The following is a 21,661-nucleotide window of genomic DNA, read 5'->3' on the forward strand; positions in this document are numbered from 1 at the left end:
CTGTCCTTCGAGGGGCAGGGTGATCCTGGAGTGCTGGAGCAACCATAGGCGCAGCGCTGTCTCCGCCCCTACGCGGAGTCATGACTGACGCCCGGCACCGGCCACCGGGCCGGGTCATTACAGCCCGGCCCACCACCCTGACCGGAGGCGCGCGTCAAGAACCCGTAAAATGTTAGGCAAGGCAACGAAGTTCCGGTCGGCCGGGTGCCGCTCACGCGATCCCCGCCGCTCCTGCGAGAAAGGTTCGGCCCCTGACTGTCCACCACCTCAATGAACTGCTGCTGGTCTGCTCGCTCGTCCTCCTCGTCGCGGTGGCGGCCGTCAGGCTCTCCTCCCGCAGCGGGCTGCCCACCCTGCTGATCTACCTCGGGCTCGGCGTGGCCATCGGCCAGGACGGCATCGGGGTCAAGTTCGACGACGCCGAGCTGACGCAGATCCTGGGCTATGCCGCCCTGGTCGTGATCCTGGCCGAGGGCGGTCTCAGCACGAAGTGGCGGGAGATCAAACCCGCCCTGCCGATGGCGGCGGCACTGTCCACCGCCGGCGTCGCGGTGAGCGTGGGGGTCACCGCGGCGGCGGCGCACTATGTGGTGGGACTGGACTGGCGGCAGGCGCTGATCATCGGCGCGGTGGTGTCCTCCACGGACGCGGCGGCGGTCTTCTCGGTGCTGCGCAAGGTGCCGCTGCCCAAGAAGCTCACGGGCGCCCTGGAGGCCGAGTCCGGCTTCAACGACGCCCCGGTGGTGATCCTGGTGGTCGCCTTCTCCACCCAGGGGCCCATCGACCCCTGGTACTTCCTGATGGGCGAGATCGCCCTGGAACTGGCGATCGGCGCGGCAATCGGGCTCGCGATCGGCTGGCTCGGCGCCTACGGTCTGCGGCACGTGGCGCTGCCCGCCTCCGGCCTCTACCCGATCGCGGTGGTGGCCATCGCCGTGACCGCCTACGCGGGCGGCGCGCTGGCGCACGGCTCCGGCTTCCTCGCCGTCTATCTCGCCTCGCTGGTCCTGGGGAACGCCCGGCTGCCGCACTGGCCGGCGACGCGCGGCTTCGCCGAGGGGCTCGGCTGGCTCGCCCAGATCGGCATGTTCGTACTGCTCGGTCTGCTGGTGACACCGCACGACCTAACCGATGACATCTGGCCCGCGGTGGTCGTGGGGCTGGTGCTGACGGTGATCGCCCGGCCGGTGTCGGTCCTGGTCAGCACGGCGCCGTTCCGGGTGCCGTGGCGGGAGAAGGCGCTGCTGTCCTGGGCCGGGCTGCGCGGCGCGGTGCCCATTGTGCTGGCGACCATCCCGATGGTCGGTGAGGTGCCCGACAGCTGGCGGATCTTCAACATCGTCTTTGTGCTGGTGATCGTCTACACGCTGGTCCAGGGGCCGACGCTGCCCTGGCTGGCCACCCGGCTGCGGCTCGGCGAGCCGGAGGAGGCGTCGGACCTCGGGATCGAGTCGGCGCCACTGGAGCGGCTGCGCGGCCATCTGCTGTCGGTCTCCATCCCCCAGGACTCCAAGATGCACGGGGTCGAGATCGGCGAGCTGCGGCTGCCGCCCGGGGCCGCGGTCACCCTGGTCGTCCGGGACAAGGCCAGCTTTGTGCCGTTGCCCTCCACGGTGCTGCGGCGCGGCGACGAACTGCTGGTGGTGGCCACGGACCCGGTGCGCGACGCGGCGGAGAAGCGGCTGCGGGCGGTGGGGCGCGGCGGCAAGCTGGCGGGCTGGCTGGGGACGGGTGGCGGCTGAGCGGGGGCACCGGGGGCGGCGGCGCAGCGTGGGATCGATCACCGTGTGGCTCGATCCAGTGGACTGACGGGCCGGAATACTGCACTATGGAGCGTCGTTAGCACTCATTGAGTGAGAGTGCCAGGAGGAAGTACGTGCCGACCTACCAGTACCAGTGCACCGCGTGCGGCGAGGGCCTCGAGGCGGTGCAGAAGTTCACCGACGACGCGCTCACCGAGTGCCCCAGCTGCCAGGGACGCCTGAAGAAGGTGTTCTCGGCGGTCGGCATCGTCTTCAAGGGCTCCGGCTTCTACCGGAACGACAGCCGCTCCTCCGCCAGCGGCTCGAGCGGTGCTTCGGCCAAGCCCGCGGCGAAGAGCGACAGCGGCAGCTCGTCGTCCGCTTCCTCGTCCTCGTCCTCGGACTCGTCGTCCGGGTCGGGTTCTTCGTCCTCGTCGGCGTCCAGCTCGTCGTCGTCCAGCTCGTCGTCGTCCACGTCGCGCTCCTCGGCGAGCAGCGCCACGTCGGCCGCCTGATCTTCCGCCGCGCCACCCCGCCGTCTTCCTGGAGACGGCGGGGTGGCGCGCGTCGTACGGCGGTTGGGCGTCGTACGGCGATGTGTGCGTCCTACGGCGGGTGTCGAACCGGCGGGCACCGCTGGCTAGGGTGATCACATGGCCGAGACCAGCAGCAGGCAAGCAGACATAGGGGTCATCGGGGGATCCGGGTTCTACTCGTTCCTCGACGATGTGACCGAGATCACCGTTGAGACTCCCTATGGGGCACCGAGCGACACGCTCTTCCTCGGCGACGTCGCGGGACGGCGGGTCGCCTTCCTCCCCCGCCACGGCCGCAAGCACCATCTGCCGCCGCACCGGATCAACTACCGCGCCAACCTGTGGGCTCTGCGCTCGCTCGGTGTGCGGCAGATACTCGGGCCGTGCGCGGTGGGCGGGCTGCGGCCGGAGTACGGGCCGGGGACGCTGCTGGTGCCGGACCAGCTCGTGGACCGTACGAAGGGACGCGTCCAGACCTACTTCGACGGTGAGCCGCTGCCGGACGGCCGGATCCCGAACGTGGTGCACACGACCTTCGCCGACCCGTACTGCCCGGTGGGGCGGAAGGCGGCCGTCGAGGCGGCGCGCGGCCGCGCGTGGGAGCCGGTGGACGGCGGGACGATGTGTGTGGTCGAGGGGCCGCGCTTCTCCACCCGGGCGGAATCGCGCTGGCATGCCGCCCAGGGCTGGTCGGTGGTGGGTATGACCGGCCATCCGGAAGCCGTGCTCGCCCGTGAACTTGGGCTCTGCTACACGTCGTTGTCGCTGGTGACCGATCTGGACGCGGGGGTGGAGACGGGCGAGGGGGTCACCCACACCGAGGTGCTGAAGGTGTTCGGGGAGAACATCGGGCGGCTGCGCGAGGTGCTCTTCGACGCGGTGGTCAGGCTGCCGGAGAGCTCCGAGCGGGACTGCCTGTGCACCCGCGCGCACGACGGCTGGGACCTGGGGATCGAGCTGCCGTAGGGCGGTGCGGGAACGCGCCTGGAGGAGGCGTGGTTGGCGCCTGGGGGCGGGGCGGGGCTGGCGCCTGGGGCAGGGCGTGGCTGACGCCTGGGGGCGGGACGTGGCTGACGCCTGGGGGCGGGACGTGGCTGGCGCCTGGGGCAGGGCGTGGCTGGCGCCTGGGGGCGGGGCATCGCTCGACACCCGGAGGCGGGGCGTCACTCGGGACGGGATGTCGCTCGACACCTGGGGCAGGACATCGCTCGAACGGGTGACCGAGTTGTGCACAGTCCGCTTGGCCGTCCACAGGCCCGAGCGGGTTCGGGCGGGGACGGGCATCGTGAAGGGGCCGGAAGCTCCGGACCCTTCACACCAGGCGGTGATGTGCCATGTCCCATCCGTCCCCCGCACTCGCGTTACCCCGCTCCGCTCCCCCGCTGAGCACGGTTCCCGGTTTCGCCCCGGTCCGGATCGGGCGGGACGGCGGCCATCGGCTGCGGCGGGCGGTGCGGCGGCGCAGACGCCCGATGGCGGCCGGTCTCGCGCTGACCGCCGCGGCGCTCGCTGCCGCGGCACCGCCCGGTCCGGGGCACGGGGGCGGGGCGCCCGCGCCGGTGCCCGCCTCGGAGGACGGCGGCCGCCGGGGCGGTACACGGCCCGCCATGGTGGCGGCTCCGGTCCGGATCGCCGACGCGGCGGCGGTGGAGCTGCTGCACCCGGGCGACCGGGTGGATGTGCTGGCCATGCCCCTGCCGAGCGCGGCTTCGGGCCGCGGGTCCGGCGCCCCTGCGCGGGTGGTCGCGCCCGGGGTACGGGTCGCCGAGGTGCCCGGGGCGGGCGAGAGCGGGGCCCGCGGGAGTGCGGCGGTGGACGCGAGCGGGACGGAGGAGGGCGGGGCCCGCGGGGCGGCGGACGCCGCCGGGGTGGACGAAGACGGGGCCTACGGGGCTGAGCCGCCGGACGGCGGCGGGGCGCTGGTTGTGCTGACCGTTCCCCGGGCGACCGCCGCGGCGCTGGCCGGTGCCGCGGCCAGTTCCCGGCTGGCGGTGACGCTGTGCCGATCCTGATGACCCCTCCTGGGCTCTTGCCCCTGGTCCGCCCCGGTGTAGGTTGCGGAACCGTCCGCTCCAGCACCCATGCGGCGAAAGAGAGGCTGTGGCTTGAGTCAGGAGAAGGTGACCGAGGAGAAGCAGAGCGTCATGGAAGGCTTCAAGGCCTTCCTGATGCGCGGCAATGTGATCGACCTGGCTGTCGCGGTTGTCATCGGAGCCGCCTTCACCGCCGTTGTGAACTCCATCGTGAAGGGCCTGATCAATCCCATCGTCGGAGCCTTCGGCACGAAGGACCTGGAGAAGTACCGCTCGTGCCTGAAGGCGCCCTGCGAGACGAACGCCGCGGGCGAGGTCGTCCACGGCATCCCGCTCATGTGGGGCACCGTGCTCTCGGCCGTGCTCACCTTCCTGATCACAGCGGCGGTGGTGTACTTCCTGATGGTGCTGCCGATGTCGCGCTATCTGGCGCGGAAGGCCGCCCGGGAGGCGCAGGCGGAGGAGGAGCAGGCCGCGGTGGAGGCCGCCGAGATCACCCTGCTCCGCGAGATACGCGACGAGCTGGTGGCCCAGCGCGGCAGCGGCGCCTAGCCGCGCGTCAGAGGTGGTGGGGCGGTTTCTCGTCGAGGAACCGCGCCAGATCCGCGGCGCAGTCGGCGCCGTCGCCGCCAGGAGTCCGCTCACCCCACCCGCGGTCCGTGTCGTCCGGCGACGGCTGCGCCAGTGGATCACCAAAGATCAGCGCGGCTGCCGGATCGCGCGGTCCGGGGGCAGGGGCGGTGCTCATGCCTCAAGAGTACGGCCGGGCCAGCGGCTCGGTGTACCGCCCCAGCTCCTCGTGCCACCACCGGTCCCGGCCGGACTTCCAGGACACCGGGCGGGCGAGCCGGTGCACCACCAGCACCGAGCGCACCTCCGGGCAGCCGGTCAGCGCCCGGTCGACGATCTGCTTGAGCGCCTTCGCCTCGCCACGGCGCTGCTCGCCGTCCGCGGTGATGACAACCCTGGCCCCCGCCTCCCTGATCCGGTTGCGCAGTTCATGCGGGCGCAGCCCCACCGGGAGGCTGACACGAACGACATCGAGACGGCCGCAGGCAAGCGTGGCGATCACGGACTCGGGCACCAGCGGCAGATGGACCGCCACCCGGTCACCGGCGCGGATCCCGAGCCGGGTGAGGGCGGCCGCGGCCCTGGCCGCCTGGTCGAGCAGCTCCGCATGGGTGAGCTCCTCGGTGCAGTCCGGCTCGCTGATCCAGCGGAGGGCCACCCGGGCGGCCTGCCGGGTGTCGGCGGCCAGAGTCGGGAGCACCTCCGTCCGAGAGGTACGGGGCACGTCGGTCTTCTTTCGGGCGGGTACGGACGGGATACCGCTCAGACTGCTGGTGGGGCATCAACGTCTGATGAACGTCCTGTATATGACGGCGTATCGGCCCCGGGCCCATCTCGTGGCGCCGCTCCCGGAAGCATCCCACCCGGCCCGGCGCGCGCCTCACTCCCCGCCCCTGCCATGGCCCGTTCCCTGGCGTCCCGTGCTACGCATACCTTCCATGAACACCGACGGGACAATCCCCGGATCCCCCCGCACCGGCCGGGCCGATGCGCTGACGGACGTCCATGGGCTGCGGGTCGGCCATGCCCAGCGCATCGGCCGCGGTTGGCTGACCGGCACGACCGTGGTGCTGGCTCCCGAAGGGGGTGCGGTGGCCGCGGTCGATGTGCGGGGCGGCGGCCCGGGCACCCGGGAGACCGACGCCCTCGACCCACGCAATCTCGTTCAGCGCGTCGATGCCGTTGTGCTGACAGGGGGCAGCGCCTTCGGTCTGGACAGCGCCTCGGGGGTGGCCGAGTGGCTGGAGGAGCGGGGCCGCGGCTTCCGGGTCGGCCCCGATCCCTCACAGGTCGTCCCGGTGGTTCCGGCCGCCGCCCTCTTCGACCTGGGCCGGGGTGGGGACTGGAAGGCCCGGCCAGGGGCGGCGCTGGGCCGGGAGGCGGCCGAGGCCGCGGCGGGTTCCGAGCCGGGATCGCCGGTCGCGCAGGGCAGCGTCGGGGCCGGTACGGGTGCGGTGGCCGGTGGTCTGAAGGGCGGCATCGGCTCGGCCTCCGTGGTACTGCCGTCCGGCCTCACGGTGGCCGCCCTGGCGGCGGTCAACGCGGCGGGTTCGGCGGTGGATCCGCGGACGGGCGTGCTGTACGGGGAGGGTTACGAGCCGTCGGCCGGGGGCGGGCCACACCGGCCGGGCGAGGCCGAGCACGCCGAGGCGCTGCGCAGGCTGGCGGCGGCGCGGGCCGAGTCGGAGCGGCGCCAGGCCGCCTCGGTGCTGCCGCCGTTGAACACCACGCTGGCCGTGGTGGCCACCGACGCCGTCCTCACCCGTGCCCAGGCGCAGAAGCTGGCGGGCACCGCGCACGACGGTCTGGCGAGGGCGGTCCGGCCGGTGCATCTGCTGTCCGACGGGGACACCGTGTTCGCCCTGGCCACGGGTGGCCGCCCGCTGGTGCCGGAGCGCGGCGAGGAGGGCGCGGACCCGGCGTTCGCGGTGCACCGGGAGAGCGGCGCGCTGAACGAGGTGCTGGCTTCCGGGGCGGACGTCCTGACGCGGGCGGTGGTCAAGGCGGTGCTGGCGGCGGAGGGGGTGGACGGACCGGGTGGTGTCTTCCCCGCGTACCGCGAGCTGTACGGAGCGGAGGGTTGAGACGCGATGCGGAGGGTTGAGACGCGATGCGGAGGGTTGAGACGCGATGCGGAGGGTTGGGAAGCGATGAGGGGACAGGCAACCGGGATATGAGGGGGAGACGACGGCCATGGATACCGATCTGCTGATCGTCGGCGGCGGTCCGGCGGGCTGCGCGGCCGCCGTGATGGCGGCGAGCGTCGGGATGCGCTCGGTGCTGGTGGAGTCCGGCGAGGCCCTGTGCGGTGGGCTGCGGCGCATCCCCGTGGTGCGCAATGTTCTCGGTTTCACCACCGGCCCCGGGCTGGCGGCGGCGATCGAGACGGATATCGCGCGCTGCGCTCCGTGCCGGGTCGAGTTGGGGCGGCGCGCCACGCGGGTCGAAGCGTTCGACGACCATGTGGCGATCACGTTCGAGCCCGCGAACGGGGCGGTGGGCACCTCCCCGCCCCGGCCCGCGAAGGCCCCTGCGGGCGCCACACGGCTGACGGCGTCGTATGCGGTCGTGGCCACCGGAGTCGGGCCCATGGGGCCCGAGGGCGCCGGCTGGCTGAGCGGTGCCGAAGGCCGGGGGCTGTCTCCGCTGTGGGAGGCGGATCCGGCGGAGCTGGCCGACCGCACCGTGCTCGTCCTCGGCGCGGACCGGCCGCTGGGCACCTGTGCACGGGCCCATCCGGAGCTGAACGTCCGCTTCCTGGTCGGCTATCCGCCCGAGGACGCGTACAAGACCGAGGAGATCGGCCAGGACCCGCGGGTGGAGCTGGTGGCGGTGCGGAGGCTGGAGTTGGCGCCCGGGAGCGCGCCCGGGCGCGAGGGGCTCACCGCCGAGGCCCTCACCGTGGCGGGCGAGCGGCACACTCTCAGGGCCGATCGCGGATATCTCAACCTGGGCAGCGCGCCTGCGCTCCCGACAGGGGCCGTTGCCACCGACGGGTCCGGCTACTGTCCGCCCGCTCGCCAGCACCCCCGGGTGTTCACCGCGGGTGATCTGCGCTCGGCCCGCTTCCAGCGGATCGCCACCGCCATGGGGTCGGGCGGTGAGGCCGCGCTCGGCGCCTACTACGCCTCGCGCGGCCTGCCCGTGGACCTCGGCACCGCGGCGCCGGACCGCACGGGGGGTGACGGAGATGCGGTCAGACCGTGACCGCCGCCTTCGACTCGTCCCCGGTGGCGCCCGACTCGGCCCGTCCGGCGGCCGGGACCCTATCCGCCTCCGGCCGTGCGGTCTTCCGCAGCCCCTTGAGGAAGATGACCAGTCCGGTCGAGACCGCCGTACCGGCCACGATGGCCAGCAGGTAGAGGAACGGCCGACCGATCAGCGGGACCACGAAGATGCCGCCGTGCGGGGCGCGCAGGGTGCAGTCGAAGGCCATCGACAGCGCACCGGTGACCGCACCGCCCGCCATGGCCGAGGGAATGACGCGCAGCGGGTCCGCCGCGGCGAACGGGATCGCGCCCTCGCTGATGAAGGAGGCGCCCAACACCCAGGCGGCCTTGCCGTTCTCCCGCTCCGCCTTGGTGAACAGCCGTCCGCGCACGGTGGTGGCCAGTGCCATCGCCAGCGGGGGCACCATCCCGGCCGCCATCACCGCGGCCATGATCTTGAGGCTGCCGGTGGAGGGGTCCGAGGCCGCGATACCGCCCGTGGCGAAGGCGTAGGCGACCTTGTTGACCGGGCCGCCCAGGTCGAAGCACATCATCAGGCCCAGGATCACGCCGAGGATGACGGCGTTGGCACCGGAGAGGCTGTTGAGCCAGTCGGTCATCGACTGCTGTGCGGAGGCGATGGGCTTGCCGATCACCACGAACATCAGGGACCCGACGACCGCCGACGAGATCAGCGGGATCACGACCACCGGCATGATGCCGCGCAGCGCACCAGGCACCGAGAACCGCTGGATGCCCATCACCACCGCGCCCGCGATCAGTCCCGCGACAAGGCCGCCGAGGAAGCCGGCCTTGATGGTGGTCGCGATGAAACCGCCGACGAAGCCGGGGACCAGACCGGGCCGGTCGGCCATGCCATAGGCGATGTAGCCCGCCAGGACCGGCACCAGGAAGGTGAAGGCGGCACCGCCGACCTGGAAGAGCAGCGCCGCCCAGCTGGCCGTCTCGGTCCAGACGAAGTGGTCGGCCACCGACTTGGCACTGGCGATCTCGTAGCCGCCGATCGCGAAGGCGAGGGCGATCAGCAGACCGCCCGCGGCGACGAACGGGACCATGTAACTCACGCCCGTCATCAGCCAGGTGCGCAGCCGGGTGCCGAAACCGTCACCGGCGGCGGCGCCCGCGTCCATCGGGGCCGAGCCCTGCTCCGGGCCATCGGCCGGTGCGCTCGTCTCGCCGCGCGCGGCCTTCTCCCGTGCCTCGGCGACCAGCTCCGCCGGGCGGTTGATGCCCGCCTTCACCCCGACGTCCACGGTCGGCTTTCCGGCGAACCGGCCCTTGTCCCGCACCTCCACGTCATGCGCGAAGATCACCGCGTCGGCGGCGGCGATCGTGGCGGCCGGGAGCCTGTCGAACCCGGCGGACCCCTGGGTCTCGACCACCAGCTCGGCACCCGCCTCGGCCGCGGCCCTCTCCAGGGACTCGGCGGCCATGTAGGTGTGGGCGATTCCGGTGGGGCACGAGGTCACGGCGACGATCCGGAACGGGGCGGCCGGCGCCTGCGGCTCCGTGACGGTCGCCCGCGGCGTCCCGGTCGCGGTTGCCCGCGGCGTCCCGGTCGCGGCCGCCCGCGGCGTCCCGGTCGCGGTCGTGGCCTGGGCCGCCTCCCCGGGGGCCTCCGTCCGCCCGTCCCTGCGGATCAGGGCGGCCACCCGCTCCGGCTCGTCCGCCGAGCGCAGTGCGTCGGTGAACGCGGTGTCCATCAGCGACCGCGCGAGGCTGGACAGAATGCTCAGATGGTCGCTGTCCGCCCCCGCCGGGGCCGCGATCAGGAAGATCAGATCAGCCGGTCCGTCCGGTGCGCCGAAGTCGATCCGGGCCGCGCTGCGCCCGAAGGCGAGTGTGGGCTCGGTGACATGTTCGCTGCGGCAGTGGGGTATGCCGATGCCGCCGTCCAGGCCGGTCGGCATCTGCTCCTCGCGCGCCGCCACGTCGGCGAGAAACCCGTCGAGGTCGGTGACCCGTCCGGCCGCGGCCATGCGTGCGGCGAGCGACCGGGCGGCGGCTTCCTTGGTATCGGCGGACAGGTCAAGGTCGACCAGATCCGCGGTGATCAGCTCACGCATCTCGCGGCTCCCTTGGGTGCGGTTCCGCCCGGTGTCGGGGAGGGGCGGAACGGAGTGGGGACGGGGGGTGGGAGTGGGGCGGGCCGGTCACACGGGCTCCGTGAGCGCGCGGTCCAGCGGGACGTCCGCCGTGGTCAGGACGGCGGACGGATCGAGATCGGCCGGGGTCGGCATGGCGCTGCCCGGCAGCTGCACGGCGGCCGCGCCATGGGCCACCGCCGCGGCGAGCGCGACGGGTCCGGCGCCGCCCGCCGCGAGAAATCCGGCGAGCGAGGCATCGCCCGCTCCGACGTTGCTGCGAACCGTGGCGACGCGGGCCGCGCCGAAGTAGGCGCCGGTCCCGTCGACCAGCAACTGTCCGTCGGCGCCCAGGCTGGCCAGTACGGCGCGGGCGCCCAGCCCGCGCAGTTCTTCTGCCGCCTTGACCGCCTCGCCGACAGTGGCCAGCGGGCGGCCCACGGCCTGGGCCAGTTCCTCGGCGTTGGGCTTCACCACGTCCGGGCGTTCGCGCAGCGCCGCGGTCAGCGAGGGACCGGAGGTGTCCAGGGCGATCCGGGCGCCCGCCCGATGGGCGCGGGCGACGAGTTCGGCGTACCACTCGGGGGCGAGCCCGCGCGGAAGGCTGCCGCAGCAGGCGATCCAGTCGGCGTCGGCGCTTTTCGTCCGCACCGCCTCGAGCACCGCCTCCGCCTCGGCGCCGGTCAGTTCGGGCCCGCCCGCGTTGACCTTGGTGAGGGTGCCGTCCGGCTCGGCGACGGCGACATTGATCCGGGTCGAGCCCGTCACCGGCACACCCGCCGCCTCGATGCCCAACTCCCCGAGCAGCCGCGCCAGCAGCGCGCCCTCCGGTCCGCCGAGCGGCAGCACCGCGACCGTGCGCCGCCCGGCGGCGGCCACCGCGCGCGAGACGTTGACGCCCTTGCCGCCGGGGTCGACCCGGTCGGTGGTGGCGCGCAGCACCGCACCGCGCTCCAGCGCCGGGATCTCGTAGGTGCGGTCCAGGCTGGGGTTGGGGGTGACGGTGAGGATCATGCGCGGGCCACTTCCGTGCCCCGGTGCTCGATGGCGAGCGCGTCCTGCGGGCTCAGTCCGGTGTCCGTGATCAGCAGATCCACATGGCCGAGGTCTCCGAACCGGGCGAAGTGCTCCTGGCCGAACTTGGCGGAGTCCGCCAGCAGGACGACCCGCCGGGCGGCGGCGATCATCGCGCGCTTGACGGCGGCCTCCGCGAGGTCGGGGGTGGTCAGCCCGCCGTCGAGCGAGAAGCCGTTCGTGGCCAGGAAGAGCACATCGGCCTTGATCTCGCCGTAGCCGCGCAGCGCCCAGGCGTCCACGGCGGCGCGGGTGCGGTGACGGACCCGGCCGCCGACGAGGTGCAGGGCGATACCGGGGTGGTCGGCGAGGCGTGCCGCGATCGGCAGGGCGTGGGTGACGACGGTGAGCCCGGCCTCCAGCGGAAAGGCGGCGGCGAATCGGGCCGCCGTCGAGCCCGCGTCGATGATCACGCTGCCGTCGGAGGGCAGTTCGGCAAGGGCGGCCCGCGCGATGCGGTCCTTCTCGTCGGCGGCGGTCCCCTCGCGCTCGGCGAGATCGGGCTCGAAGTCGAGGCGTCCGGCAGGGATGGCACCCCCGTGCACCCGGCGGACGAGCCCCGCCCGGTCCAGCGCCCGCAGATCGCGCCGTACGGTCTCGGCGGTGACCTGGAACTCCTCGGCGAGGGACAGGACATCCACCCGTCCACTCTCGCGGGCGAGCCGGAGGATCTCCTGCTGCCGCTCCGGTGCGTACATGTGGGTTTACGCCCCTTCGATGCCCGAACCTGTGATTTCGCGGGCCAGATTACGGTGCCAGTTCCGGAAAGTAAACAGACTCGGGCACGAAACAGACGTGCCCGGACACAGTTACAGCACAAACCGATCCCGCCCGGCATGCCCACCACGCACGCCACGCACGTGCCGCCGGGCCCGCCCAGCACCGTGTCCGAATGCCGCCGGACTTCCCGTGCACGGGCGGCCAGGATCGAGTCATGCCCCCGGGATCACCTCGAACCGGGGCTTCCAACACATTCCCCATAAAAGCGATCATGGAGATGACATGACACTCGACGGCAAGGCCGCCCTGGTCACCGGGGGCAGTCGTGGTATCGGCAGGGCCGTGGCGCTGCGGCTCGCCCAGGACGGCGCCGATGTCGCGCTGACCTACAACTCCCAAGCCGAGCGCGCGGCGGATGTGGTCGACCAGATCAAGGCGCTCGGCCGCCGGGCCTGGGCCGTGCGGGCCGACGGCGCCGACGCGCAGGCGGTGCGCGACGCCGTCGCCGGGGCCGCCGCCGAGTTCGGCCGCCTCGACATCCTGGTCAACAATGCGGGTGCCGGAGTCCTCGGCCCGATCGGCGAGCTGTCCCTGGAGGATGTCGACCGCGTGCTCGCCGTCAACGTCCGGGCGCCGTTCCTCATGGCCCAGGCGGCGCTGGAGCGGCTGTCCGACGGCGGACGGATCATCAACATCGGCAGCTGCATGACCGAGTACACCCCCTTCCCCGGCGGCAGCCTCTACGCGACCAGCAAGACCGCGCAGAGCGGCCTCACCAAGGCACTGGCCCGTGAGCTCGGCCCCCGCGGCATCACGGTCAACCTGGTGCACCCCGGCCCGATCGACACCGATATGAACCCGGCCGACGGCGAGAGCGCCGCCCTGCAGAGCAGTCTGACCGCCCTGGGCCGCTACGGGCAGCCGTCGGAGATCGCCGCGACCGTGGCCCATCTCGCGAGCGACGACGGCAGCTACATCAGCGGGGCGTCGATCGCCGTGGACGGCGGCTTCGCCGCCTGATCACACCGCACCGCCCAGCACATCGGGCACAGAGTGAGCCCCGGCGCCGGGGGGGAGGGCGCCGGGGCTCGGTCCATGGGGTTGAAGGAATTCAGCGGATCCAACAGGGCCGGGCTCTCCACCACGGCGGACTAGCGCCGCAGCGGGCTCACGCCGCGGCGTCGAAACCGGTCTGGCGAGCCATCTTCTTCAGCTCGAGCAGCGCGTGCTTCTCGATCTGGCGAATCCGCTCGCGCGTCAGACCGTGCTGCTTGCCGACCTCCGTGAGTGTGCGCTCCCGGCCGTCGTCGATACCGTAGCGCGCCTTGATGATCGAGGCGGTGCGGTCGTCCAGGCGGCCGATGAGGTCCTCCAGTTCCTCACTCCGCAGCAGCGTCATCACCGACTGCTCGGGCGAGACCGCCGAGGTGTCCTCCAGCAGATCGCCGAACTGGGTCTCCCCCTCGTCGTCGACCGACATGTTCAGACTGACCGGGTCACGGGCCCAGTCGAGCACATCCGAGACCCGCTCCATCGTGGAGCCGAGCTCATGGGCGATCTCCGCGTGCTCCGGCTCCCGGCCGTGCTCACGGTTGAACTCCCGCTGCACCCGGCGGATCCGGCCGAGTTCCTCGACCAGATGGACGGGCAGCCGGATCGTACGGGACTGATCCGCGATCGAGCGGGTGATGGCCTGACGGATCCACCACGTCGCATACGTCGAGAACTTGAAGCCCTTCGTGTAGTCGAACTTCTCCACCGCGCGCACCAGGCCCGCGTTGCCCTCCTGGATCAGGTCGAGGAGAGGCAGCCCACTGCGCGGATAGCGACGCGCCACGGCTACGACCAGGCGCAGGTTGGAGCGGATGAAGACGTCCTTGGCGCGGGCACCCTCGGCGGCTATCGCCTCCAGCTCCTCACGGCTCGCACCGGCGGCTTCGGCGTCCTCCACCTCTCCGTCCAGAATCTGCTGGGCGTAGACGCCCGCCTCGATGGACTGGGACAGCTCGACCTCCTTCGCCGCGTCCAGCAGCGGGGTACGAGCGATCTCGTCGAGATACATGCCGACCAGGTCGCGATCGGCGATTTCCCCGCCTGAGGCGCGAACACTGTTGGCCCCATCAGCGCCACCGCTGGCGGACTGATGACGGGCGACGGCACGGGTTGCCATGCGTGCTCCCTTACAGATGGATCGGGCGCGGACTATGGACGGACCTGCCCCTGCCGGGTGCCCCGTCCGATGGAAACAACGACTGGAATCCGGACAGAATTCCCAAGCCGCGCCCACCTTTTTACGATCATGCAGTACCCTGTCCGGCCACAGGCGCGTCAGCGTGGCGTCCGAACACCGGGAAGCGCAGGTCAGGGCCTCGAACAGCGCCGTCGGTGACTTCCTCCCACCCTTGAGGACGAATTTCCCGGGTTTCCGGTTGCCCGAACGGATGCCGCGGGACCGGGTCGTACACGAGCGGACCGCGGGCGCACCGCACGCGGACCCCGGGCCGGCCGCGGGGCGGGCAAGCGGTGCGGTGCGCCGGGGCCCGAGTTGCCGGTGGTGAGGTACGGGTGTGCGCTGGAAGGGACCGGTCCGGCGGGCGACGAGGAGGTCCTGCCATGAATGGCCCTGCCGCCATCACCGCACGTCAGCATCGCCATCCCCGGCTCCACCCGCCGCTGCACCCCTCCGCCTCCTGGGTGGTCCCGGTCGTCCTGGGGATCCTGATCGGCGGATGGGCGGTCTTCATCGACCACAACCAGGGCTCCTCCATACCCGCGGCCTTCATCCTCGGCATCGTGGCGGCGATCGTCTTCGGGGCGGTCTGCTACGGCGTCGGCAAAGTGCAGTCGAAGCTGCTGCCGGAGGTCCGGGCGACCCTCTACGGCGCGGTCTTCGGCTGTGCGATCGGCTTCCTCTACAACATCAGCGGCGCCTCGAACTACCGGGCCTCGGGGATGGGGCTCGGAGTGGGCCTGGTCATGGGGGCCGCGGCCTTCTACGTCTTCCACGTACGCGACGAGTGAGCGCCCTGTCACCGCAGCCCGGCCCGGATCCAGGCCCCGGCCCCGGCCCCGGGGTGCGGACCAGCCCCGCGCCCGGCTTTCCGACGTAGGTCCGCGGACCCGCACCGGGTACGTCCACGGCCGGTTCCGGCCCCCGCGCCCCTGTTCCTAGCGTGGCCGTATGACCGATGACACCTCTGGAACACTCGACGAGGCGCTGGAACGGCTGCACACCGCCGGCCCCGAGCGCCGCGGCTGGCTCAGCAACCACGGACCGATGGCCGTCGAGGCGCTGGTGCGCCACGGCCAGGGCCGCTCGGTCCACCGCTGGCTCGACTACTACCGCGACAAGCTGGAGGAGATGCCGGACGCCCGCACTCCGATCACCGCGGACAACTGGCGGGAGGCACTCGGCGATCCCCGCCATATCGCCGACTGGACCGTGTACTTCGGCCACGAGCTGGCCGACCGGCCGTGGCGGGAGGTACTCGCCCTGTGGTGGCCGCGGCTGCTGCCGGGGATCGCGGGCGGGGCCACCCATCCGGTGATCCGTGTCGGCCACGCCGTACGCACCCTGCTCGACGCACCCGGCACCGCGACCGCGCCCCGCACCGCCGAACTGGCCCATGCCCTCGGCTACTGGGCGGCCCGCCACGCACCGCTGCCGCCGCTCGGCCGCCTGCCGGGGCCCGCGTCCGGATCGGCGGCCGACGCGCTGGCCGCCGTGGCCCCCGTCGCGGACCAGAGCGGTGGCATACGGGACCGGCTGCCGCAGCTCACGGCGTTCCCCGCCTGGCCCGTGGAACAGGAGCGGGGCGCCACCGCCCCCGACGCGGCCACCGCCCCCGACGCCGCACGCGACCGGCTGGCCCAGCTGGTACGGGCAGCGACCCATCGCTATCTCACCCATGGCCACGGCGAGCCCGTGATGCTGGTCCATGCCGCGACCGCGCCCAACGCCGTGCTGCGGACGCTGCCCGCGCTCCCCCGCGAGCTGTGGGCGCCGAGCCTGGACGCGGCCTGGGCGGCGAGCGCCGCGGTCACGGCGGCGTACGGGCCCTCGCAGCCGCTCCCCCGGCCGTCAGCAGGGGCCGCGCTCAAGGGGGCCGCGGCCGCAGGAGCGAACGTGTCCCCAGAGGAGGTCATCGCGCATGCCGCCGCACACGGTGACGAGCACGCCATCAAGCTGACCGACACCGCGCTCGATGTCGCCCGCGACGCCGTCGCCACCGGCGAGGATCACGAAACCGCCCTCGCCGCCGCCCTGCACGCCTGCGCGCTCATCGACTCACCGCTGGCGTAACCCGCAAGAGCCCCCACGGCCCACAACCCCAAGAGCCCATGGTCGCCTCAGCCGAACTGCACCGACCGCTTGGCCAGTCCCATCCAGAAGCCGTCGATCACACTGCGCTGACTGCCGAGTTCGGACTCGGCGGCCCCCAAGGTGACGAACAGCGGCGCGAAGTGCTCGGTGCGCGGATGCGCGAGCCGCCCCGCCGGGGAGGTGTACTCGAAGTCCAGCAGGGCGTCGATGTCCTGTGCCTCCAGCGCGCGCTGCCCCCAGTCGTCGAACTCGGCCGACCAGCTGGGCGGCGTCGGGCCGGTGTCCCGCAGCGCGGCCAGGTTGTGGGTGAAGAAGCCGCTGCCGACGATCAGCACGCCCTCGTCCCGCAGCGGTGCCAGCTTCCTCCCGGTCTCCATCAGCTTCCCCGGGTCGAGCGTCGGCATCGACACCTGGAGTACCGGGATATCGGCCTCCGGATACATCTCGACCAGCGGGACATACGCACCGTGGTCGAGTCCGCGGTCGGGGATGTCCCGCACCGGGGTACCCGCCGTGCGCAGCGTCCCGCGGATGCGCTCGGCCAGCTCCGGGGCGCCGGGGGCCGCGTACCGCACCCGGTAGTAGTGCTCGGGGAAACCCCAGAAGTCGTAGACCAGCGGCACCTGTTGGGTGGCCCCGATGGCCAGCGGCGCTTCCTCCCAGTGGGCGGAGATCATGAGAATGGCTCTCGGCCGGGGAAGCTCCGCCGACCAGGCGGCCAGCTGCCCCGGCCAGACCGGATCGTCGGCGAGGGGCGGGGCACCATGGCTCAGATAGAGGGCGGGCATACGCCCGTCGGACGCGGACACGATGACTCCTCGATCCAGGTCGATCCAGAAACTTGAAGTCTCAACTAATGGAGGGACGATAACATCAAATTGTTCAATGTTCAAGGAATGCTCCGTACAATGAACGCGTGGACGCCATGAAGACCCCGACCCCCGCAGACGCAGACGCAGACGCAGACGGCGAAGCGACCCGCTGGCTGACCGAAGACGAACAGCGCACCTGGCAGGCGTACATGCAGGCGAGCATGCTCCTGGAGGACCATCTCGACCGCCAGTTGCAGCGGGACGCGGGGATGCCGCATGTCTACTACGGCCTGTTGGTGAAGCTCTCCCGGGCGCCACGCCACAGACTGCGGATGACCGAGCTCGCCGAGGCCGCCAAGATCACCCGCTCCCGGCTGTCCCACGCCATCGCGCGGATGGAGAAGGACGGCTGGGTGCGGCGTGAGGACTGCCCCTCCGACAAGCGCGGGCAGAACGCGGTCCTCACCGACAAGGGGTTCGAGGTGCTGAAGCAGACGGCGCCCGGCCATGTCGCCGCCGTACGGACCGCGATCTTCGACCGGCTCAGTCCCGAGCAGGTCGAGCAGTTCGGCGACATCTGCCAGATCATCCGCGAGGGGCTCCAGCCGGAGGGCGCCGATCTGCCCTGGCTGCGCTGAGCCGCCCGCACCCGCCTCCCGACCCGGAAACACCCGAAGGCCCCACTCCCTCCTTGGGTTCTAGGAGTCGTTGCAACACCCCAGCTCAAGGGGTGGCATGGACTTCGAGATCCGTGAGGACCGGCAGCCGCAGGGACCCAGGAAGCTCACTCGTGAGCGGGAGGCATACTTCCGGCTCATGCAGCAGGGCGTGAGCAACACGGAAGCGTGCCGGATTGTCGGGATCAACCGGCGGACCGGGAAACGCTGGCGCTACGGACGCGGCGTGTCCGGCAGCAACAAGGCGGCCCCACCGATCAACTCGGTGGGGCCGCCTTCTGCGCCGTCGCGGTACCTGTGCGAGGCCGACCGGATCCACATCGCCGACCGGCTGCGTGAGAAGGCGACGGTCCGGGCGATCGCGGCCGAGCTGGGCCGCAGTCCGTCCACGATCAGCCGGGAGATCCGCCGCAACCGGCACCCGGGCAGCGGTCAGTACCGGCCCTACGCGGCCCAGGCCCGCGCGGATGCCCGCCGGCCCCGCCCCAAGCGCCGGAAGATCAGCGAGAACCCCGAGCTGCGGGCCGCCGTCCAGGCGATGCTGGACGAGAAGTGGAGCCCGGAGCAGGTATGCCACGCTCTGCGGGCACAGTTCCCCGACCGGCCGGAGATGCACGTGGTCCACGAGACCGTCTACCAGGCCCTTTACGTCCAGGGCAGAGGCCGGCTACGGCGCGAGCTCGCCGGCACCCTGCGCTCGGGGCGGGCCCGCCGCAAGCCGCAGAAGCAGGCCAACTGCCGCCAGCCGCGGTTCACCACCCCGATGGTGATGATCAGCGAACGGCCCGCCGAGGCCGAGGACCGGGCCCTGCCCGGCCACTGGGAAGGCGACCTGATCATCGGCAAGGACGGGAAGTCCGCGATCGGCACCCTGGTGGAACGCGCGACCCGCTACGCCATGCTCCTGCATCTGCCCGGCGACCACGGCGCCGAGGCCGTCCTGGGAGCGCTGACAACCACAGTCCAGACCCTGCCCGCCCAGCTGAAACGGTCCCTGACCTGGGACCAGGGCAGCGAGATGGCCCGCCACGGCGAGTTCACCCTCGCCACCGACATCCCGGTCTACTTCTGCGACCCCGCCAGCCCCTGGCAGCGCGGCTCGAACGAGAACACCAACGGACTGCTCCGTCAGTACTTCCCCAAGGGCACCGACCTGTCCGCCCACGGCCCCGAGCACCTGGCCGCCGTCGCCGACCAGCTCAACCGCCGCCCACGCAAAACGCTCGGCTGGGAAACCCCAGCCGAGCGCCTGCATAAACTGCTCGCGGCCTGATCAACACGACCACGTGTTGCAACGACCCCTAGAAACCGCCCTCAAGGGAGCGGGGCCTTCATCGCCGTACGGCGCGACGGTGCCGCCGTACGGCAGGGTGCGTCAGATGCGTCAGATGCGTCAGTGCGCCATGACCGGCACGGCGTCCTCGACCGCACCCTCGCCGGAGCTCGCGACCGGACCCCCGCCGTCCTGCCGACCCGCGTTGATGAAGGTGAAGGCGATCAGCGCCGCCAGCGCCAGGATGCCGACCGCCCACCAGATGGCGGTGGTGTAGCCGTGCACCATGGCCTGCATCTCCAGCGCCTTGCGCGAGGGGGCACTGAGCAGATGGGACTTGGCGTAGTCGGTGGTGGCGCTGGCGGCGATGGTGTTCAGCAGCGCGGTACCGATGGCGCCGCCCACCTGCTGCGAGGTGTTGACCATCGCAGAGGCGACACCCGCGTCACGCGGCTGGACGCCGTGCGTCGCCAGGCTCATCGCCGGCATGAAGGCCGTACCCATGCCGAGGCCGAGCAGGATGAACGCGGGCAGGATCTGCCAGGTGTACGAGGTGTCCAGTTCGATCTGGGTCAGTATCACCATGCCGATCGCGGCGACCACGAAGCCCGGACCCATCAGCAGCCGGGCCGGGACCCGGATCATCAGCCGGGTGCCGATCTGGGTGGAACCGACGATCATGCCGAAGATCATCGGCAGGAAGGCGAAACCGGTCTTGACCGGGCTGTATCCCTTGACGATCTGCATATAGAAGGTGAGGAACAGGAACAGACCGAACATGCCGATGATGGCCAGGCCCAGCGAGGCGTAGACACCGCCGCGGTTCCGGTCGGTGACCACCCGCAGCGGCAGCAGCGGAGCCTTCACCTGGGACTCGACGACCGCGAACGCGGTCAGCAGCACGGCCGCCGCGATGAACAGGCCGATGGTCCAGCCCGCGGACCAGCCGTCGGATTCGGCGCGGGTGAACCCGTAGACCAGCGCGACCAGGCCCGTGGTGGCCAGGATGACGCCGGGGATGTCCAGCCGGGATGTATTGCGGCTCTCGATGGGCTCGCGGATCACGGCGATCGCACCAGCGGCGGCGACGGCGGCGAAGGGGATGTTCACGAAGAACGTCCAGCGCCAGTCCATGTACTCGGTGAGCACACCGCCGAGGATCAGGCCGACTGCGCCGCCACCGCCCGCGATGGCGCCGAAGATGCCGAACGCCTTGGCGCGCTCCTTGGCGTCGGTGAACATCACGGCGAGCAGCGAGAGCGCGGAGGGCGCGAGCAGCGCGCCGAACACACCCTGAAGCGCCCGGGCGCCCATCAGCACCCCGCTGTTGAGCGCGGCGCCGCCCAGCGCCGAGGCCGCGGCGAAGCCCACCAGTCCGACGATGAAGGTCCGCTTGCGGCCCCACAGGTCAGCGACCCGGCCGCCGAACAGCAGCAGTCCGCCGAAGGCGAGGGCGTACGCGGTGATGACCCACTGCCGGTTGCCGTCCGAGATATGGAGGTCGGCCTGGGCGGAGGGCAGCGCGATGTTCACGATGGTCGCGTCGAGGACAACCATCAGCTGGGCGATGGCGATGAATATCAGCGCTTTCCAGCGCCGGGGATCGACGTATGGAGCCGTTTCAGGCATGAGTGGGCCTACCTAGCGGTGCGGAGAGTGAAAAACGGGACGGAACGGGCCGGTGATCACCGACGTGTGGTCACCGGTGTGAAGTCGTTGGGACAGGCGTCAGGGAAGGGCGGGGTCACCAAGCGTCGGAACGGAAGTGACGAGAGGCTGGCACGCATACACAGAAGACCTGTGAACGCATGAGAAATAAGCGGTGCTCGGCGCGGATGAGATTCAGATCACGGCCGCTGTTGCAGATCCTCCAAGGTGGCGGCGGAGCCGGGTAGTTCGGAGCGCGCCGGGGCCGACAGACCGTCCAGGAACAGCTGAAGATGCCGGTGCACAAAGGTGTCGAAGTCCACGCAGCCGCTGCCGGGCAGCGGCCGGGTGAGCTGGTTGAGGGCGACCATCAGATCACCGACACCGATGTCGGTGCGCAGTTGGCCGGACGCGCGCGCCGCCCCCATCAGGGCGTCGATACTGGCGGCCAGACGGTCGCGGGCGGCGATGAGATCAGGGTGCTCCTTGTCGATGCTGTCGGAGAGCAGGGGGCACAGGGCGCCGATCCGCTCGTCCGCCGCCGCGTGCACGAAGCGCCGCAGCGCGAGGAACGCGTCCGGCTCCTCGGCCAGGGCCGATTCGGCCTGTTCGGCAACGCGGGACATCACCGACAGGGTCACGTGGTGGATCAGCTCGCGGCGGTCCGCGAAGTGCCGATAGATGGTGGCATTGCCGACACCCGCTCGTCGAGCGATTTCATCGAGCGGGATCTCGCCCCCGTACTCGGCGAGCGCCTCCCGGGCGGTGGCGACGATCCGCTCCCGGTTCCGCAGGGCGTCGGCGCGCAGCCGGTACTGCCCGGGCCGGGCCGTCTTCCCCGTCTTCGTAGTGGCCGTGGGGGCCATGGCAGCACTCCTTTCCGCGCACCGGCGTCCGACATCCGGAGGGCCCGGTTCCGACGTTTCGAGGTTCAACTTT

At 71.8% G+C, this 21,661-nt stretch carries 21 protein-coding genes; 12 read left to right on the plus strand and 9 right to left on the minus strand.

Going from position 1 to position 21,661, the window contains the following annotated elements:
• Window positions 1-218: 218 nt before the first annotated feature.
• The 5 genes from HUT19_RS15340 (at window position 219) to mscL (ending at window position 4,863) form a co-directional block, all read left to right on the plus strand.
• A complete protein-coding gene (locus HUT19_RS15340; protein WP_176186905.1) occupies window positions 219-1,742 on the plus strand; it encodes a potassium/proton antiporter in 1,524 nt (507 codons plus the stop codon).
• A 134-nt stretch (window positions 1,743-1,876) separates the two neighbouring features.
• Entirely contained in the window at window positions 1,877-2,257 is a 381-nt protein-coding gene (locus HUT19_RS15345; protein WP_176181036.1) for an FmdB family zinc ribbon protein, read from the plus strand.
• A gap of 138 nt (window positions 2,258-2,395) precedes the next feature.
• On the plus strand, window positions 2,396-3,244 hold the full coding sequence (locus HUT19_RS15350; RefSeq protein ID WP_176181037.1) for an S-methyl-5'-thioadenosine phosphorylase: 849 nt from the start codon (window positions 2,396-2,398) through the stop codon (window positions 3,242-3,244).
• Between the two features lie 368 nt (window positions 3,245-3,612).
• On the plus strand, window positions 3,613-4,290 hold the full coding sequence (locus HUT19_RS15355; protein WP_176181038.1) for an RcpC/CpaB family pilus assembly protein: 678 nt from the start codon (window positions 3,613-3,615) through the stop codon (window positions 4,288-4,290).
• Window positions 4,291-4,422: 132 nt separating this feature from the next.
• The gene (mscL, locus tag HUT19_RS15360) at window positions 4,423-4,863 is read left to right on the plus strand and encodes a large conductance mechanosensitive channel protein MscL (RefSeq protein WP_176186907.1); all 441 of its coding nucleotides are present in this window, start codon (window positions 4,423-4,425) and stop codon (window positions 4,861-4,863) included.
• 7 nt (window positions 4,864-4,870) lie between these two features.
• On the opposite strand, the gene HUT19_RS15365 is transcribed toward mscL, so the two are convergent.
• Entirely contained in the window at window positions 4,871-5,059 is a 189-nt protein-coding gene (locus HUT19_RS15365; RefSeq protein WP_176181039.1) for a hypothetical protein, read from the minus strand.
• A 3-nt stretch (window positions 5,060-5,062) separates the two neighbouring features.
• On the minus strand, window positions 5,063-5,605 hold the full coding sequence (locus HUT19_RS15370) for an AMP-binding protein (protein WP_303331904.1): 543 nt from the start codon (window positions 5,603-5,605) through the stop codon (window positions 5,063-5,065).
• Window positions 5,606-5,819: 214 nt separating this feature from the next.
• Between HUT19_RS15370 and HUT19_RS15375 the strand changes: the two genes are divergently transcribed.
• Complete coding sequence (locus tag HUT19_RS15375) at window positions 5,820-6,965, plus strand: P1 family peptidase (protein WP_176181040.1); 1,146 nt, start codon at window positions 5,820-5,822, stop codon at window positions 6,963-6,965.
• 109 nt (window positions 6,966-7,074) lie between these two features.
• On the plus strand, window positions 7,075-8,088 hold the full coding sequence (locus tag HUT19_RS15380; RefSeq protein ID WP_176181041.1) for an FAD-dependent oxidoreductase: 1,014 nt from the start codon (window positions 7,075-7,077) through the stop codon (window positions 8,086-8,088).
• Here the strand turns inward: HUT19_RS15380 and HUT19_RS15385 are convergent.
• The 3 genes from HUT19_RS15385 to HUT19_RS15395 all read right to left on the minus strand — a co-directional run bounded on the left by HUT19_RS15385 (window position 8,078) and on the right by HUT19_RS15395 (window position 11,967).
• The gene (locus HUT19_RS15385; RefSeq protein WP_176181042.1) at window positions 8,078-10,177 is read right to left on the minus strand and encodes a fructose-specific PTS transporter subunit EIIC; all 2,100 of its coding nucleotides are present in this window, start codon (window positions 10,175-10,177) and stop codon (window positions 8,078-8,080) included. The two genes, HUT19_RS15380 and HUT19_RS15385, sit on opposite strands and share 11 nt — an antisense overlap.
• Before the next feature lie 87 nt (window positions 10,178-10,264).
• Window positions 10,265-11,209 (minus strand): 1-phosphofructokinase, encoded by a 945-nt coding sequence (gene pfkB, locus HUT19_RS15390; RefSeq protein WP_176181043.1) that lies wholly within the window; start codon window positions 11,207-11,209, stop codon window positions 10,265-10,267.
• On the minus strand, window positions 11,206-11,967 hold the full coding sequence (locus HUT19_RS15395) for a DeoR/GlpR family DNA-binding transcription regulator (protein WP_176181044.1): 762 nt from the start codon (window positions 11,965-11,967) through the stop codon (window positions 11,206-11,208). Before HUT19_RS15395 ends, pfkB begins: the two co-directional genes overlap by 4 nt.
• Before the next feature lie 304 nt (window positions 11,968-12,271).
• On the opposite strand from HUT19_RS15395, the gene HUT19_RS15400 reads away from it, so the two are divergent.
• Window positions 12,272-13,009: an SDR family NAD(P)-dependent oxidoreductase gene (locus tag HUT19_RS15400; RefSeq protein WP_176181045.1), complete on the plus strand. Its 738-nt coding sequence runs from the start codon at window positions 12,272-12,274 to the stop codon at window positions 13,007-13,009.
• 148 nt (window positions 13,010-13,157) lie between these two features.
• Here the strand turns inward: HUT19_RS15400 and HUT19_RS15405 are convergent, their stop codons facing one another.
• Window positions 13,158-14,159: an RNA polymerase sigma factor RpoD/SigA gene (locus tag HUT19_RS15405; RefSeq protein ID WP_176181046.1), complete on the minus strand. Its 1,002-nt coding sequence runs from the start codon at window positions 14,157-14,159 to the stop codon at window positions 13,158-13,160.
• A 443-nt stretch (window positions 14,160-14,602) separates the two neighbouring features.
• On the opposite strand from HUT19_RS15405, the gene HUT19_RS15410 reads away from it, so the two are divergent.
• Window positions 14,603-15,010, plus strand: a complete 408-nt coding sequence (locus HUT19_RS15410) for a hypothetical protein (RefSeq protein ID WP_176181047.1) — start codon at window positions 14,603-14,605, stop codon at window positions 15,008-15,010.
• Between the two features lie 160 nt (window positions 15,011-15,170).
• Window positions 15,171-16,292 (plus strand): questin oxidase family protein, encoded by a 1,122-nt coding sequence (locus HUT19_RS15415; RefSeq protein WP_176181048.1) that lies wholly within the window; start codon window positions 15,171-15,173, stop codon window positions 16,290-16,292.
• A 47-nt stretch (window positions 16,293-16,339) separates the two neighbouring features.
• Here the strand turns inward: HUT19_RS15415 and HUT19_RS15420 are convergent, their stop codons facing one another.
• Entirely contained in the window at window positions 16,340-17,122 is a 783-nt protein-coding gene (locus HUT19_RS15420) for a dioxygenase (protein ID WP_176181049.1), read from the minus strand.
• A 116-nt stretch (window positions 17,123-17,238) separates the two neighbouring features.
• On the opposite strand from HUT19_RS15420, the gene HUT19_RS15425 reads away from it, so the two are divergent.
• Window positions 17,239-17,763 (plus strand): MarR family winged helix-turn-helix transcriptional regulator, encoded by a 525-nt coding sequence (locus tag HUT19_RS15425; protein ID WP_176186911.1) that lies wholly within the window; start codon window positions 17,239-17,241, stop codon window positions 17,761-17,763.
• A gap of 97 nt (window positions 17,764-17,860) precedes the next feature.
• Entirely contained in the window at window positions 17,861-19,075 is a 1,215-nt protein-coding gene (locus HUT19_RS15430; protein ID WP_254885586.1) for an IS30 family transposase, read from the plus strand.
• A gap of 120 nt (window positions 19,076-19,195) precedes the next feature.
• On the opposite strand, the gene HUT19_RS15435 is transcribed toward HUT19_RS15430, so the two are convergent.
• Both HUT19_RS15435 and HUT19_RS15440 read right to left on the minus strand, forming a co-directional pair.
• Window positions 19,196-20,704 carry an MFS transporter gene (locus HUT19_RS15435; protein ID WP_176181050.1) on the minus strand — a complete coding sequence of 503 codons (1,509 nt, stop codon included), beginning with the start codon at window positions 20,702-20,704 and terminating at the stop codon, window positions 19,196-19,198.
• Between the two features lie 218 nt (window positions 20,705-20,922).
• The gene (locus HUT19_RS15440) at window positions 20,923-21,588 is read right to left on the minus strand and encodes a TetR/AcrR family transcriptional regulator (protein WP_176181051.1); all 666 of its coding nucleotides are present in this window, start codon (window positions 21,586-21,588) and stop codon (window positions 20,923-20,925) included.
• Window positions 21,589-21,661 lie beyond the last annotated feature (73 nt).

This window comes from Streptomyces sp. NA02950 (genome assembly GCF_013364155.1).
GTDB lineage: Bacteria > Actinomycetota > Actinomycetes > Streptomycetales > Streptomycetaceae > Streptomyces.